14 protein-coding genes are annotated in these 14,781 nt (G+C 67.5%); 7 read left to right on the top strand and 7 right to left on the bottom strand.

All coding sequences use genetic code 11. The features are described from left to right. Positions 1–9: 9 nt before the first annotated feature. A complete protein-coding gene (asnB, locus tag EO174_RS22720; protein WP_119132344.1) occupies positions 10–1,704 on the bottom strand; it encodes an asparagine synthase B in 1,695 nt (564 codons plus the stop codon). Between asnB and EO174_RS23035 the strand changes: the two genes are divergently transcribed. Beyond that, the gene (locus tag EO174_RS23035; protein WP_164740311.1) at positions 1,703–1,840 is read left to right on the top strand and encodes a hypothetical protein; all 138 of its coding nucleotides are present in this window, start codon (positions 1,703–1,705) and stop codon (positions 1,838–1,840) included. The two genes, asnB and EO174_RS23035, sit on opposite strands and share 2 nt — an antisense overlap. Before the next feature lie 158 nt (positions 1,841–1,998). On the opposite strand, the gene dapE is transcribed toward EO174_RS23035, so the two are convergent. From dapE to map, 6 genes are all read right to left on the bottom strand, one after another. Continuing rightward, positions 1,999–3,132 (bottom strand): succinyl-diaminopimelate desuccinylase, encoded by a 1,134-nt coding sequence (gene dapE / locus EO174_RS22715; RefSeq protein WP_126944127.1) that lies wholly within the window; start codon positions 3,130–3,132, stop codon positions 1,999–2,001. Between the two features lie 111 nt (positions 3,133–3,243). After that, positions 3,244–3,600: an arsenate reductase gene (locus tag EO174_RS22710; protein ID WP_126947680.1), complete on the bottom strand. Its 357-nt coding sequence runs from the start codon at positions 3,598–3,600 to the stop codon at positions 3,244–3,246. After that, entirely contained in the window at positions 3,597–4,061 is a 465-nt protein-coding gene (locus EO174_RS22705) for a hypothetical protein (protein ID WP_126947677.1), read from the bottom strand. Before EO174_RS22705 ends, EO174_RS22710 begins: the two co-directional genes overlap by 4 nt. Continuing rightward, positions 4,058–5,227 (bottom strand): 2,3,4,5-tetrahydropyridine-2,6-dicarboxylate N-succinyltransferase, encoded by a 1,170-nt coding sequence (gene dapD / locus EO174_RS22700; RefSeq protein WP_164740310.1) that lies wholly within the window; start codon positions 5,225–5,227, stop codon positions 4,058–4,060. Before dapD ends, EO174_RS22705 begins: the two co-directional genes overlap by 4 nt. A gap of 29 nt (positions 5,228–5,256) precedes the next feature. Next, entirely contained in the window at positions 5,257–7,866 is a 2,610-nt protein-coding gene (locus EO174_RS22695) for a [protein-PII] uridylyltransferase (protein WP_104648347.1), read from the bottom strand. Further along, positions 7,863–8,639, bottom strand: a complete 777-nt coding sequence (gene map / locus EO174_RS22690; RefSeq protein WP_039520326.1) for a type I methionyl aminopeptidase — start codon at positions 8,637–8,639, stop codon at positions 7,863–7,865. The genes EO174_RS22695 and map overlap by 4 nt, the downstream gene beginning before the upstream one ends. 291 nt (positions 8,640–8,930) lie before the next feature. Here map and EO174_RS22685 point away from each other — a divergent pair, with 291 nt between their 5' ends. The 6 genes from EO174_RS22685 to EO174_RS22660 are packed head-to-tail and all read left to right on the top strand — an operon-like array spanning position 8,931 to position 14,751. Next, positions 8,931–9,482: a spore coat U domain-containing protein gene (locus EO174_RS22685; protein WP_104556086.1), complete on the top strand. Its 552-nt coding sequence runs from the start codon at positions 8,931–8,933 to the stop codon at positions 9,480–9,482. Positions 9,483–9,490: 8 nt separating this feature from the next. Beyond that, positions 9,491–10,261 carry a molecular chaperone gene (locus tag EO174_RS22680; protein WP_126947674.1) on the top strand — a complete coding sequence of 257 codons (771 nt, stop codon included), beginning with the start codon at positions 9,491–9,493 and terminating at the stop codon, positions 10,259–10,261. A 16-nt stretch (positions 10,262–10,277) separates the two neighbouring features. Beyond that, complete coding sequence (locus EO174_RS22675) at positions 10,278–12,629, top strand: fimbria/pilus outer membrane usher protein (protein WP_126947672.1); 2,352 nt, start codon at positions 10,278–10,280, stop codon at positions 12,627–12,629. Beyond that, positions 12,626–13,660, top strand: coding sequence for a spore coat U domain-containing protein (locus EO174_RS22670; RefSeq protein WP_164740309.1), 1,035 nt, complete (start codon positions 12,626–12,628; stop codon positions 13,658–13,660). Before EO174_RS22675 ends, EO174_RS22670 begins: the two co-directional genes overlap by 4 nt. Positions 13,661–13,708: 48 nt before the next feature. Continuing rightward, on the top strand, positions 13,709–14,041 hold the full coding sequence (locus EO174_RS22665) for a hypothetical protein (protein WP_126947669.1): 333 nt from the start codon (positions 13,709–13,711) through the stop codon (positions 14,039–14,041). A 2-nt stretch (positions 14,042–14,043) separates the two neighbouring features. After that, positions 14,044–14,751 (top strand): fimbria/pilus periplasmic chaperone, encoded by a 708-nt coding sequence (locus tag EO174_RS22660; protein WP_126947666.1) that lies wholly within the window; start codon positions 14,044–14,046, stop codon positions 14,749–14,751. The last annotated feature ends 30 nt before the right edge of the window (positions 14,752–14,781 follow it).

Raw genomic sequence — 14,781 nt, 5'->3', positions numbered from 1 at the left:
GCAGCAGCGTTACGACGCCAACGCCTGCTCGTGCACGCCGGCAATCGCACGGCCGGATGGGTCGGCCATCGCGGCGAAGCTGGCATCCCAGGCGATCGCGGTCGGCGACGAACACGCGATCGACTTGCCGCCCGGCACCGTCTCCGCAGCCGCCTGGCTGGGGAAGAACTGTTCGAACAGCGTGCGATAGAAATACGCTTCCTTGGTCTGCGGCGGATTGACCGGAAAACGCCTGGAGGCGGCAGCCAGCTCGCGGTCGCTCACCTGCGCGGCGGCATGTGCCTTGAGTCCATCGATCCAGCCATAGCCCACGCCATCGCTGAACTGCTCCTTCTGCCGCCACAGGATGGATTCGGGCAGATACCCGGCAAACGCCTCGCGCAACACGCCTTTTTCCATCCGCGTGGCGCCGCTGCTGGTCTTGTCGATCATCTTGAAGCTGGCGTCCATGCGCATGGCCACGTCCAGGAACTCGCGATCCAGGAACGGCACGCGCGGCTCCACGCCCCAGGCCATCATCGACTTGTTGGCGCGCAGGCAATCGTAGTTGTTGAGCGCATCCAGCTTGCGTACCAGTTCCTCGTGGAATTCGCGCGCGTTCGGTGCCTTGTGGAAATACAGATAGCCACCGAAGATCTCGTCGCTGCCTTCGCCCGACAGCACCATCTTCACGCCCATCGCCTTGATGCGGCGCGCCAGCAGGAACATCGGCGTGGAGGCGCGAATGGTGGTGACGTCGTAGGTCTCGATATGGCGGATCACCTCGGGCAGCGCATCCAGGCCTTCTTCGAAGCTGTACTCGAAGCCGTGATGCACGGTGCCCAGTGCGGCGGCGGCGACTTCGGCAGCGGCCAGGTCCGGCGAGCCTTTCAAGCCGATCGCGAACGAATGCAGGCGCGGCCACCAGGCTTCGGTGGTGTCGTTCTCTTCGATGCGATGGCGCGCGTAGCGTGCGGCGACCGCGGCGACCAGCGAAGAATCCAGCCCGCCGGACAGCAGCACGCCATACGGCACATCGGTCATCAACTGACGATGCACCGCGCGCTCGAAGGCCTCGCGCAATTCCTGCAACTGCACCTGCACGCCTTCCACCTCGGCGTATTCGCGCCAGGCGCGCTCGTAATAGCGGCTCAATGCGCCGGTGGCGCTGTCGTACCAGTGACCCGGCGGGAACTGCGCCGCATCGGCGCAATCGTCCACCAGCGACTTCAGCTCCGAGGCCACCCGCAGCCGGCCCTCGCGATCGTGACCCCAGTACAGCGGCACCACGCCGATCGGATCGCGCGCGATGATCACCCGCCCGGCGGCCTTGTCCCATAGCGCGAACGCAAAGATGCCGTTGAGGCGGTTGAGGTAGGAGGCCGGCGCATCCTCGCGGTACAGCGCGTTGATCACCTCGCAATCGGAGCCGGTCTGGAAGGCGTACGGCTGCACCAGTTCCTGCTTGAGCTCGCGATGGTTGTAGATCTCGCCATTCACTGCCAGCGCAAGCTCGCCATCGTCGGATAACAAGGGCTGCGAGCCGCCGGCCGGGTCGACGATGGCCAGGCGCTCGTGCACCAGGATCGCGCCGGTGTCGACATACACCCCGCTCCAGTCGGGTCCGCGATGGCGCTGCCGCTGCGAACATTCCAGTGCCTGCCGGCGCAAAGCCTGCAGATCGTCACCGGGTTGCAGGCCGAAAATACCGAAGATGGAACACATGGAAACACTCCTGGATGAAACTGCGGGGGTTGGCGGCCGGTGGAAGAGCGTGCTGCAGGAAGTGACGCCCATAAAAAAACCCGCATCGGCCGATGCGGGTTCTCTGATTCCTGGGCGTTTGGTGGACGTCGCCTAGTCGCAGACCCGCATCGGCCGCGCACGATTGTTCGCGCGCAGATTGTTGCGGTTGGCGTTATTGAGCTTGGCGCGCTGGAAGACCATGTGGCCGACGCTAACCGTTCGTTTTCGCGGGCGCAACTGTTTCAGCGGCAACGAGGGCGGCAGCCAGGCAGTTCAGTCGACCAGCAGCCGCTCGATCAGGCTGCGGTACAGCGCCGGCAAGGCCTGCAGATCGGCCACGCGCACATGCTCGTCGACCTGATGGATGCTGGCGTTGACCGGACCGACTTCGATGCATTGCGCGCCTAACGGTGCAATGAAGCGTGCATCGGAGGTGCCGCCGCCGGTGCTTTCTTCCGGGGGCGCGCCGGCAAACTGGCCCAGCACCACACGTGCGACGCTGCGCAGGCGCCCTTCCGGGGTATAGAACGGCTCGCCGCTGCGATGCCAGCGCAGCGCATAGTCCAGCCTGTGGCGATCCAGCAATGCGACGATCTCCGCTTCCAGCCGTGGCGCATCCCACAGCGGGGTGTAGCGCAGATTGAAGGCCACCTGCAGCTCGCCCGGAATCACGTTATTGGCGCCGGTGCCGGCATGGATGTTGGAAATTTGCAGGCTGGTCGGCGGAAAACTCTCGAAGCCCTCGTCCCACTGCCGTGCCACCAGCTCGGCCAATGCCGGCGCGGCCAGATGGATCGGATTGCGCGCCTTGTGCGGATACGCCACATGCCCCTGCACGCCTTTCACCGTCAGCGTGCCGGACAGACTGCCGCGGCGGCCCACGCGCAGCAGGTCGCCCAGCCGTTCGGTGGATGACGGCTCGCCGGTGATGCACCAGTCGATCGCCTGCCCGCGCGTGCGCAACAGCTCGGCCACGCGCCGCACGCCATCGATGGCATCGCCTTCCTCATCGGAAGTCAGCAACACCGCCAGCGTACCGGCGTGCTGCGGATGGGCGGCGACGACCTGTTCGGCGGCGACCGCGAAGGCGGCCACGCTGCCCTTCATGTCGGCCGTGCCGCGCCCGTACAGCACACCATCGCGGATCTGCGGATCGAACGGATCGCTGGTCCACGCCTCGCGCGGTCCGGGCGGCACCACATCGGTGTGGCCGAGCAGCACCAGCACCGGCGCACCGCTGCCATGCGTGGCCCACAGATTGTCGACCTCGCCCAGGCGCAAATGCTCGCAAGTGAATCCGGCGGCCTCCAGGCGTTGCGCAATCAGCACCTGGCAGCCGGCATCGTCCGGTGTCACCGAGGCGCGTGCGATCAGCTCACAGGTCAGTTGCAGTACGTCACTGGTCATGCTCGTCCTTCCGATAAAAAGATGCACCCGGGCCGTCGCAGCAGCAGGCAGCCTGCCTTCCACGCGCCCGCCACGCCCACATGTGCGCGAGCCGATGACGCGATGGCGCCGTCAGGCGATGTTGAACCTGGCCTTGAAGCCGTTGTCGGAGAAGCCCTGACTGAACGCACCATCGTCGCTCACCACCACCGGGCGGCGGATCAATTGCGGGTATTCGCGCAGCAGCAGCTTCCATTCGGCGTCCGAACCCGGCGTCTTCTTGTTGTCGGGCAGCTGCCGCCAGGTGGTCGAGGACTTGTTGATCATCGCCTCGAATCCGCCGGCCTTGCCGGCCCAATCCAGCAGCGTCTCTGGCGCGGGTAGGTGCTCGCGGTAGTCGACGAAGGTGTAGGCCACGCCGAAGCGGTCCAGCCACCTGGTCGCCTTCTTGCAGGTGTCGCAGTTCTTCAATCCGTAGAGCGTGGTCATTTCGTCTCCTTCTCGACCCCGCGGCGCGCGTTTGCACGCGCCAACAGGGTGGTTACCAGTTGATCGTGTTCCTGCCCGTGTGCGGGCAGGAACAGCACATCGGCGCGTGTGCCGTGGAATCTCAGCGCCATCCGCCGTGGCGGAATCAGCCATGCGGCATCGACCGAGCGCAACTCGGCAAGATCCACGCGCTGCGAGCGTCCATGCTGGACGATCACCAGTGCATCGCCGACCTGCGCCCAGCGGGTGGATGCCCATGCCAGACGCAGCGTCATCAGCACCACCAGTGCAGGCGCCAGCCAACGCAGGACCTCCAGCTGCTGCGGCACGCCATCGCGCACCAGCGCGCCGGCCACGTAGAGCGCCACCCATCCCAACCACATGGCCGGGATGCCCCAACGGATCCAGCCACTGGCCGGACGCGACACCATGGCGCCGAGCACCGGCTGCGCGCTACTCAATCGGCCAGACCGCGCAGCAGCTCGTTGACGCTGGTCTTGCTGCGCGTCTTGGCATCCACCTGCTTGACGATCACCGCGCAATACAGCGAGTGCGAGCCGTCCTTCGACGGCAGCTGGCCGGACACCACCACGCTGTAAGGCGGCACGTAACCGTAGGAAATCTCGCCGGTGGCGCGGTTGTAGATGCGCGTGCTCTGGCCAATGAACACGCCCATGCCGATCACGCTGTGGTGACCGATCACCACGCCTTCGACCACTTCCGAACGCGCACCGATGAAGCAATGATCTTCGATGATGGTCGGGCTGGCCTGCAGCGGTTCGAGCACGCCGCCGATGCCGGCGCCACCGGACAGGTGGCAATGCGCGCCGATCTGCGCGCACGACCCCACCGTGGCCCAGGTATCGACCATGGTGCCTTCGCCCACATAGGCGCCGATGTTGGTGAAGCTCGGCATCAGCACCACGTCCTTGCCGAAGTAGCTGCCGCGCCGCGCCACCGCGCCCGGCACCACGCGCACGCCGGCCTTGCGGAACTCGGCCTCGCCGAAGCCGGCAAAACGCGACTCCACCTTGTCCCAGAACGGCGCCGGCTGCGCGTCGATCACCGCCATCTCGTTGACGCGGAAATACAGCAGCACGGCTTTCTTCAACCATTCGTTGACGGTCCAGCCGCCCTTCCCGTCCGGCTCGGCAACGCGGAACTCGCCGCGCTCCAGGCCGTCGATGACGCGGGTGACGATGGCGCGGGTGGAGCCGTCGATCTCATCGACGGTCAGGCTGGCGCGGCGCTCGAACGCACTCTCGATGCCGAACCTGAGTTCGTCATTGCCCACCTGCGTTGCAGCACCCTGCACCGCCTTTTCGGCGATCGGCAGTTTCTTTGCAGCGGCAGCCTTCTTGGCAGCTGGTGCCGACACCACGCTGGTCGGCTGCTTGGCCACGCGCGGGGCCGCACTGGCGGCCGGCTTGGCCGCGCTTTTCTTGGCAACGCTTTTCTTGACGACACGTTTGCCGGCGCCAACGGCCTTGCCGGCCGCCGCGGTGACCTTGGTCTTGTCGACAGCCGGTGCCTGACGCGCCTTGCCGCTGTCGCGCGTGGCGCGCTTGGGCGCTGCGCTGGTGGTGGTCGCGCCCTGCTTGCGCGCGGTCTTCTTGCTGGTGGCCATGGGGGTCTCCGAACGGACTGACGGACTACTTAGGTGGGATCGAGGCAGGCGCACAGCGCATCGCGCAGCGCCTGCCGTGCGGATTCGGGCAACGGGCGGTCGTGCTCGTCGGTGATCTGGAACTGGTCTTCGGCACGCTCGCCGAAGGTGGCGATGCGCGCATCGTGCACACGCAGGTGTTGCAGGCGCAGCACATTGGCCACATCGGCCAGCAAGCCGGGGCGATCAGGCGCCACCAGGCTGATGCGGGTACGGCGGCCACCGGCGCTTTCGCTGAATTCCACGCGCGGCGCAAAGCGGAAGTGGCGCAGCTGGCGCGGCACCGCCCGCCGCGAGGGCCGCACCTTGTGCAGGTCGCCGGCCAGCACCTGGCGCAAGGCCGCAGCCAGACGCTGCGGGTCGCCATCGGCGGAGCTGTCCTGCGGCAGCACCTCGAACACGTCGAGGATCGCATCGTGCGGCGCATCCAGCACGCGGGCGCGATGGATGCCATAGCCCTTGCGATCCAGCGTGGCGACGATCGCCGAGAACAGGCCATCGCGATCGGGCGAATACACGAACACTTCCAGCGCGTCGTTGTCCGGCACCGCGCGACGCGCCTTGACCAGGGTCTGCCCGATCTGCACTTCGATCAGCGAGACCGCCTGCCAGGCCAGTTGCTCGGGACGGAAGCGCAGGAAGTTTTCATCCGGCATGCCGGCAAACTGGCGGTCGATGGTGGCATCGTCGTGGCCTTGCGCCTGCATCAACGCGCGTGCGGACTCGCGCGCTTCGCGCAGGCGCTCTTCGCGCGGCGGCGGATGTTCCAGGCCCTCGCGCAGCGCGCGCCGCGCGGCGAAGTACAGGTCGGCCAGCAGGCGGTCCTTCCACGCGTTCCACAGCTTGGGGCTGGTGCCGGCGATGTCGGCGCAGGTCAGCAGGTACAGGTAGTCCAGGCGCTCGCGCGTGCCGACCAGGGTGGCGAAACGGTGGATCACCTCCGGGTCGGAGATGTCCTGCTTCTGCGCGGTCACCGACATGCGCAGGTGCTGCTCCACCAGCCAGGCCACCAGCGCGGTATCGCCGTCGCTGAGCCGGTGCGCCTGGCAGAACGCGCGCGCATCCACCGCGCCCAGCTCGGAATGGTCGCCGCCACGGCCCTTGGCGATATCGTGGAACAGCCCGGCCAGCAGCAGCAATTCCGGCTTGCGCAGGCGCGGCCAGACTTCGTGGGTGATCGAAAAACGCTCGTCGGCGCGACCGGCGGCGAACAACGCGATGTTCCGCAGCACCATCAAGGTGTGCTGGTCCACCGTGTAGACATGGAACAGGTCGAACTGCATGCGCCCGGACACGCTGGCGAATGCCGGGATCCACTGGCCCAGCACGCCCAGGCGCGCCATGCGGTTGAGCGACTCCACCGCCCGCGGGCCGCGCAGCAACGCCATGAAGCGGTCGCGCGCAGTCGCATCGGCCACGTCGTAGGCCGGCAACTCGCGCAGCACCTCGGCCAGCGCGCGCGCCGTCAGCGAATGCAGCCCACGCACCTCGCGGTGCGCCGCCCACTGCGCAAACAGCGCAAAGACCTGCAGCACATCGCCGGCCGGCCAGTCCTCCGCATCCGCGGCCAGATAACCGCGGCGCAGACTGAAGCCCTCGCCGAGCGGCTCCGGCACCGCTTCGCCATCGAATTGTTCTTCGAAGCGCTGCAGCAAGCGGTCACTGATGCGGCGGATCAACGCAGCGCTGCGGTAGAAGCGCTGCATCATCTTTTCCACGCCCAGGCTCTCCGGGTCGTCGGCAAAGCCCAGCCGCTGGGCAAGCGTCTTCTGGTAATCGAACCCCAGCCGCTCTTCCGGCCGTTTGGCGACCAGATGCAGGCCGAAGCGCAAGCGCGCCAGTTCCTCGCGTTCGCGCCGCAGCGCTGCGGCTTCGTCGAAACCGACATGGCCGAGCCCGACCAGCGCTTCCAGATCCTTGACCCCGAACGCGCGCAGCGCCATCCAGCCCAGTGTCTGCAGGTCGCGCAGACCACCGGGGCCGTCCTTGATATCCGGTTCGAGATTGTCGGCGGTATCGCCGAAGCGCTGGTGCCGCGCCAGCAGCTCTTCGCGCTTGGCCTGGAAGAATTCGCGCGCCGGCCAGACCTGTTGCGGCGAAATCGCGGCCGCCAGGGCCGCACGCGCCTGGCTGCCGGCCACCAGCGGACGCGACTCGATCAAGGCGGTCAGCACTGTCTGGTCGGCGGCCGCGGCGGTGCACTGCGCCGGCGAGCGCACCGCGTGGCTGATCGGCAGGCCCACATCCCACAGCAAGGCAAACAACCGCGCCAGGGCCTGCTCGTGCTGTTGCTGCACGCCGGTCTCGCCCAGCACCAGCACATCCACGTCCGAACGCGGGAACAGTTCGCCGCGCCCGTAGCCACCGACCGCATGCAACGACAGTTCGGCATCGGCCGGGATGCAGCGCGTCCACGCATTGCGCATCAATTGATCGACCGCGCGTGCGCGCAAGGCCACCAGGCGCTCGATCGGCTCGCCCTGGTCGAAGCGCTTGCACAGCCGCATGTCGGCGTGCACCAGCAGCGGGCGCGCCTGCGCGGCCCACTCGGCATCGCCGGCGGCACCCGGGTCGGGTCGGTCCGCCGGCGTGGCCGTCATACCGGCGCGGGAGCGTTCGGCGACAGCGTCAGCACATCCACGCCGTCTTCGGTCACCGCGACCATGTGTTCCCACTGGGCGGACAACTTGCGGTCCTTGGTCACCACGGTCCAGCCGTCCGGCAGCGTCTTATGGTGGTAGGTGCCTTCGTTGATCATCGGTTCGATGGTGAAGGTCATGCCGGGCTTGAGCACCAGGCCTTCGCCGGGGCGGCCGTAATGCATCACCTGCGGCTCGTCGTGGTAGACCTTGCCGATGCCGTGGCCGCAGTAGTCGCGCACCACGCTGAAGCGCTCGGCCTCGGCAAACTTCTGGATCGCGTGACCGACATCGCCCAGCGTCGCGCCCGGCTTGACCGCGCGGATGCCGCGCCACATCGCTTCGTAGGTGGTTTCCACCAGCCGCTTGGCCATCACCGATGGCGTGCCGACGTAGTACATGCGGCTGGTGTCGCCGTGCCAGCCATCCTTGATGACGGTGACATCGATATTGACGATGTCGCCGTCCTTCAGGACCTTGGCCGCGCTCGGGATGCCGTGACAGATCACGTTGTTGACCGAGGTGCACACGCTCTTGGGAAAGCCGCGATAGCCGACATTGGCAGGAATGGTGCCCTGCACGTTGACGATGTGGTCATGGCAGATGCGGTCCAGCTCGGCCGTGGTCACGCCCGCCTGCACGTACGGAGCCACGACATCGAGCACCTCGGCAGCCAGACGGCCGGCGACGCGCATCAGTTCGATTTCTTCTTTGGTTTTCAGATTGACGCTCATGGCCACGATTATCGCCGATTCGGGCTGAATCTGAACGGCCTGCGCGCGCGTTTTTGCGTTGCGGCGGCAGAACTGCAGAAACGGACGGGGCAGCAGGAAACTGGCGGCGCCACGTATTCATGTGTGACGCACTACCGCGCGCGTCAAAAAGCCTGTCAGCGGAGTCATCCGAAAGACATCGCACTTTCGGGAAAAACCCTGAGGTTAAACAGTGAGATAGCCAAATCATTCAGGGTAATCTTTGGCATGGCTGATGCATTGGGTCAGGGGCGACGAGTCGTCGCGTCACCAATGACCAGACCGGTCAAGGAAATGTCCATGCGTACTGTCCGCCCTGTCCTGCTGTCCCTTGGCCTGCTCTCGACCATTGGCGCTGCCACTGCAGCAGATACCACCACATTCAACGTCAAGATCGCCGTCACCAAGGCCTGCACCATCACCGCCGCTTCCGCGACGGACGTCGACTTCGGCTCGGTGTTGTCCACCTCCACCGCCAATGCCGACGCCAACGGCAGCGTGACCGCACAGTGCACCGCGCTGACCCCCTACAACATTGCGTTGAGCGCGGGCAGCAATGCCGGCACCGCCAACGACGTCACCACCCGCCGCATGAAGAACACCGATGCGCTGGTCACCACCAACAACTTCATCGCCTACCAGCTGTACCAGGATCTGGGCCGCAGCACGGTCTGGGGCAGCACCACCGGCACCAATACGCTGAGCCGCACCGCCACCGGCATCAACCAGGTCTATCCGGTCTACGGCCGCGTGACCAACCCGTCGGCCAACAATCCCGCCACCGGTACCTACCAAGACACCATCACCGCCACGATCGTCTATTGAGCGCGCGCATGCCATTGCACCACCCCCTGTCCTACCGGATGCCGGGCCGGCTGGTCGCGGCCGGGCTGGCACTGATGCTGGCGCTCGGCAGCGGCTGGCCGCTGCAACCGGCCCATGCGGCCAGCCTGCAGCTGGCACCGACCTCGCTGACGCTGAACGCGCAGCAGTCCGCCGACGGGCTGTGGCTGAGCAACAGCGGCAGCGCGCCGGTGCAGGTGCAAACCCGGGCCTATCGCTGGACCCAGCGCGACGGCAAGGATCAGCTGGACCCGACCCAGGAACTGCTGATCAGTCCGCCGATGCGCACGCTGGCCGCCGGCGAGCGCCAGCTGATCCGGGTCATTCGCGCCGGGCCCGCGCCCACCAGCGAGGAAGCCTGCTACCGCATCATCGTCGACGAATTGCCCAATGCCGATGCCGACCGCAAGGGCATGCAGTTCGTGCTGCGCTACTCGGTGCCGATCTTCCTGCTGCCGCCGGGCAGGACCGAATCCGCGCCGACCTTGAACACGCAGGTGATCGCCGGCAGCGACGGCACTGCGCAGATCCAGATCAGCAACACCGGCAATGGGCACGCCCAGGTCGCCGACCTGCAGCATCGGGTCGATGGCACGACCAAGACCGCATTGAACGGGCTGGTGGGCTATGTCCTGCCCGGCCAGACCATGCGCTGGTCGCTGGGTGCACCGCTGGCCCAGTTCGGCCGCGGCACCATCATCGCAAGGATCAATGGTGAGGCGGACGAACGCACCTTGTTGGCAGCGCCGACAACGCCGTGATGCGGGCCGGCTGGCGATGACGCTGCTTGCGACCGCCACCTGCCTGGCGCATGCCGGCTCCGGCGACCTGGCCGATATGGCGCCACTGCCCGATCAGGCCCCGCAGAGCGTGGCGGCCCTGCCGCAGACGCTGTACCTGGATGTCACCCTCAATCAGGCCGACCGCGGCCTGGCACCGTTCGAACTGGTGGACGGTCACCTGCGCGGCTCGGTCGACACGCTGCGCAAGCTGGGCTTCATCCTGGCCGACCGCGCCGCCAGCGAACTGGTCGACCTGGATCGCCTGCCCGACGTGGAAGTGCGCTACGACGCCGCGCTGCAACGGCTGGCGCTGCAGGTGCCGCTGGCGCAGCTGTCGCTCTCCACCACGGTGTTGAAGGCCGAACAGGTCGCACCGCCCAGCGCCACCGCCTCGCCGGGCATGCTGCTCAACTACGACTTCTATGCCACGCGCAATGCCGGGGCCAGCAGCGTGTCGCTGGCGACCGAAGTGCGCGGCTTCGGCATCGGCCGCGGCATGGTCGATACCACTGCGGTGTTCCTGGCCTACGACCGCCCGCAGGACCAGCGCTGGCGCAGCGAAGCGGTGCGCCTGGACAGCGCCTGGCAGATGGACTTCCCCGACAGCGCCACCAGCCTGACGGTCGGCGATTTCTACAGCGGCTTTGTCGACTGGAGCCGCTCGATCCGCCTGGGCGGGGTGCAGATCGGGCGCAATTACGCCTTGCAGCCGTATCGCGTACTGACCCCCACGCCAAGCTTCCTGGGCGAGGCGGTGGTGCCCTCGACCGTGGAGCTCTACGTCGATGGCCTGCGCCAGTACAGCGGCCAGGTGCCGGCCGGCCCGTTCCAGCTGGCCGCGCAACCAGGCATCAGCGGGACCGGACAGGCGCAGATCGTGGTGACCGATGCGTTCGGCCAGGTGCGCCGGCTGGACTTCGCGTTCTATGGCACGCCGCAGCTGCTGGCCCGCGGCATTTCCGAGTGGTCGGCCGGCATCGGCCATCTGCGCCAGGACTACGGCGTGCGCTCGTTTTCCTACGCCTCGCGTACGGTTGCCAGCGCCACGCTGCGCAAAGGCCTGCGCGAAGACTTCACCATCGAGGCGCACGCCGAGGCCGGCGGCGGCGTGGCCAACGCCGGTGCGGGCGGTGTGTGGCTGCTCGGCGTCGGCGGCGTGGCCAACGCCGCCTATGCGCACAGCCGGATGGATGCGCTGCGCGGTGGCCAGTACGTGCTGGGCTATGCCTGGAACAACCGTCGCTTCAACGTCACCGCCGGCACCCAGCGCACCCACGGCGACTATCGCGACCTGGGCGCGCTGCAGGGCGCGTTGCCGGCGCGCATCAGCGACCGCGTGGCATTCGGCATCAACGTCAATCCGATCGGCTCGCTGGGCACCAGCTATGTGCGCCTGAGCTACCCGCAAGGCGACACCTCGCGTTACGCGAGCCTGTTCTGGTCGCGCAACTTCGGGCGCAACTGGGCGGCCAACCTGTCCGGCAACCAGAACCTGGATGTGCGCAGCGACCGCAGCCTGTACCTGTCGTTGTCCACCACGTTCGGCGAGTTGCGCCAGGCCAGCGCATCGATGCAGCGCAACGGCAACCGCACCGGCTTTGTGGCCGACCTCAGCCAGCCACTGCCCGGCGACGGCGACCTGGGCGGGATCGGCTGGCGCCTGCAGGGGCGGGCCGGCGACGATGCCAGCGGCGGCCTGGCCGAACTGGGGTGGTTGAACCGCATCGGCCGCTACAACCTGGGCGTCGCCAACCAGGATGGCAACAACTTCGGCTATGCCAGTGCCAGCGGCAGCCTGGTGTGGATGAACGGCCGCGGCTTTGCCGCGCGCGACATCCAGGATGCCTTCGCGGTGGTGTCCACCGACGGCCAGCCCGGCATTCCGGTGCGGCTGGAGAATCGCCTGATCGGCGTCACCGACGCCCGCGGGATGCTGCTGGTCACCCCGCTGCAGTCGTGGCAGCGCAACCAGTTGTCCATCGACACCCTGAACCTGCCGGCGGACCTGCGCGTGGACCGCGTCGATACCGCAGTGACACCGCGCCAGCAGTCCGGGGTGGCGGTGCGCTTCGGCATCACCCGGGTGCGCGCGGCCATGATCGTGCTGCACGACGCCCAGGGTGTGCCGTTGCCGGTCGGCAGCGTGGTGCAGCGCGAAGGCGATGCCGAACGCGTGGTGGTCGGCTACGACGGCGAAACCTATCTGGACAACCTGCAGATCGACAACCGCATCCTGGTCGAGCTGCCCGCTGGCCGCTGCAGCGCTCGGTTCACCTACCCGGCCAACCCCGGCGGCATTCCGCGGGTCGGCCCGCTGCCCTGCGTGCTCGAGCAGGAGACCCCATGAGCCTGCCCTCACCTTGGCGCCTGCTGCTCGCGCTGGCGATCGCCGTGTTGTGGCTTGCCCCCGGTCAGGACGCGCGCGCGGACACCACCTGCAGCGTCACCCTCGGCACCCCGCTGGCATTCGGCAATGTGGCGGCCAACGGCACCACCGATGCGGTGGCAACGCTCAATGTCACCTGCGCGACCGCCGCGCTCAGCGTGCTGGGCTATGCCCAGGTGAGTCTTTGCCTGGACCTTGGGCCGGGCAGCGCTAGCAACGGCCTGTATGCGCCACGCCGCATGCTCAACCCCACCGGCGACAGCCTGGACTTCCAGATCTACAGCGAGGCCACGCGCACCCAGGTCTGGGGCTCCACCGGATCGACGACGCCTTCGCCGCGCCTGCTGACGCTGTCCTACGGCGTTCCGGTGATCACCGGCGGCTCGCAGACGACCACCCTCACCCTGTACGGGCGGATTCCGGCCAGCCAGACCCTGTCGGTCGGCAACCACACCAGCAGTTTCGGCGGCGCCGACACCGTGCTGCGCTACTCCTACAACGAGAGCATCATCGGCGTCCCGGCGGCGCCGAGCAGTTGCACGGCCGGCGGCAGCGGCGCCAAGACCGCCAGCAATGCGTTCCCCTTCACTGCCTCGGCCAACGTGCCGGCACGCTGCAATACCTACGTCACCACCGACCTGGATTTCGGCAGCATCGCCGGCACCATCGATACCGCCATCGATCGCACTTCCACCATCAGCCTGTCGTGCACCAACCGCACCGCCTGGAATATCGGGCTGGGCGATGGCATCAATGCCACCGGCAGCGTCCGGCGCATGCGCCATGCCAGCAGTGCCAACTACATCGCCTACGAGCTGTATCGGGACGCCGGCCGCGGCAACCGCTGGGGCACCAGCATCGGCGTCGATACGCTCAGCGGCACCGGCAACGGCGTCGCGCAGACGGTGACCGTCTATGGGCGCGCGCCGGCACCGCAGCAGCCCATTGCAGGGGCCTACAACGACACGGTGACGGTCTCCATCACTTACTGACAGTTAATAAAGTTCGCATCGGGGGCGTCGCTATTTGTTACGTCTCCAATGCAAACGATTGCCTTCATGACGCTGGTCACTCTCCTGAAGCGCCTGACGCTGGTCACCCTCGTCTGCACCGCGACCTCGACCGCGGCCAACGCGGCCGCTGCGCGCGGCCCGGAAAACTTCACCCTGCACATCGGATTGCGCCTGCTCAGCGGCTGCGAGCTGCGTACTGCGCCCCCGCGCGCCAGTTGTTCCAGAGGCACGCCGATGGCGATCGCCCCGCCAGCCAGCACCGCCGAGGACACCGCCGTCACCAGCACCGGGCAGGATGCCAGTGCACTCGCCGGGCCTGCGCCTGCCGGCAGTGCGCGCATGACCACGATCGCGTTCTGAGCATGGCCACGCCTCGCTCCCGCTGCTGCCTGCTGGCGCTTGCACTGGCCGGTCTGGCCATCGTCGGCACCGCCGCTGGCGCCGAGATCGCCATCGCCCCGACCACTGCACGCATTCCCGCCGACAGCGACCAGGCGGCCGTATGGCTCTACAACCAGGCCGCGCTGCCATGGCGCGCCGAAGCCAAACTCTACCGCTGGCGCCAGGACGGCGACCGCGAGCTGCTCGAACCGGCCACCGCGGCCACCGTCAGCCCGGCGCAGTTCGAAATTCCGTCGCAAGGCCGGCAGCTGCTGCGGGTGATCCGGCTGGGCCCCAGCCCGGCGCAGGCCGAGGACAGCTACCGGTTGGTGGTGACCCAGCATGCCGCCGGCAGCGATACCGAGCTGCTGCGGTATTCCACGCCGGTATTCGCCCTGCCCAGCCAGCCCGGCGAACAGCACCCGGTGCTGCAGTCCAGCGTGTCCGGCCACGGCAGCGGCCGCGCCCTGCAGGTCCACAATGCCGGGCCGAGCCATGCCCGGCTGGCCGACCTGGCCTACATCGATGCCGGCGGTACCCGCCGCAGCATCCGCGACGACCTGGCCGGTTACGTGCTGCCCGGCCAGACCCGCCAATGGCCGCTACCGGCCAACCTGCCCGCCGGCAACGGCCGCTTCGTGGCACGCATCAACAGCGATACCGAGACTACGCTGGCACTGGAGCCGTAAGCTCTGAAGATTGGGGATTGGGGATTGGGG

Origin of the sequence: Xanthomonas sp. BRIP62418, assembly GCF_003993495.1 — a bacterium.
Lineage (GTDB): Bacteria > Pseudomonadota > Gammaproteobacteria > Xanthomonadales > Xanthomonadaceae > Xanthomonas > Xanthomonas euroxanthea.
This window is presented reverse-complemented; position numbering and strand designations above follow the sequence as displayed.

Bases quoted from the DNA above. Each gene is read 5' to 3' on its own strand.
- EO174_RS23035 (WP_164740311.1), top strand. From the start codon at position 1,703: ATGGAAACACTCCTGGATGAAACTGCGGGGGTTGGCGGCCGGTGGAAG.
- asnB (WP_119132344.1), bottom strand. From the start codon at position 1,704: ATGTGTTCCATCTTCGGTATTTTCGGCCTGCAACCCGGTGACGATCTG.
- dapE (WP_126944127.1), bottom strand. From the start codon at position 3,132: ATGACCAGTGACGTACTGCAACTGACCTGTGAGCTGATCGCACGCGCC.
- EO174_RS22710 (WP_126947680.1), bottom strand. From the start codon at position 3,600: ATGACCACGCTCTACGGATTGAAGAACTGCGACACCTGCAAGAAGGCG.
- dapD (WP_164740310.1), bottom strand. From the start codon at position 5,227: ATGGCCACCAGCAAGAAGACCGCGCGCAAGCAGGGCGCGACCACCACC.
- EO174_RS22695 (WP_104648347.1), bottom strand. From the start codon at position 7,866: ATGACGGCCACGCCGGCGGACCGACCCGACCCGGGTGCCGCCGGCGAT.
- map (WP_039520326.1), bottom strand. From the start codon at position 8,639: ATGAGCGTCAATCTGAAAACCAAAGAAGAAATCGAACTGATGCGCGTC.
- EO174_RS22685 (WP_104556086.1), top strand. From the start codon at position 8,931: ATGACCAGACCGGTCAAGGAAATGTCCATGCGTACTGTCCGCCCTGTC.
- EO174_RS22680 (WP_126947674.1), top strand. From the start codon at position 9,491: ATGCCATTGCACCACCCCCTGTCCTACCGGATGCCGGGCCGGCTGGTC.
- EO174_RS22675 (WP_126947672.1), top strand. From the start codon at position 10,278: ATGACGCTGCTTGCGACCGCCACCTGCCTGGCGCATGCCGGCTCCGGC.
- EO174_RS22670 (WP_164740309.1), top strand. From the start codon at position 12,626: ATGAGCCTGCCCTCACCTTGGCGCCTGCTGCTCGCGCTGGCGATCGCC.
- EO174_RS22665 (WP_126947669.1), top strand. From the start codon at position 13,709: ATGCAAACGATTGCCTTCATGACGCTGGTCACTCTCCTGAAGCGCCTG.
- EO174_RS22660 (WP_126947666.1), top strand. From the start codon at position 14,044: ATGGCCACGCCTCGCTCCCGCTGCTGCCTGCTGGCGCTTGCACTGGCC.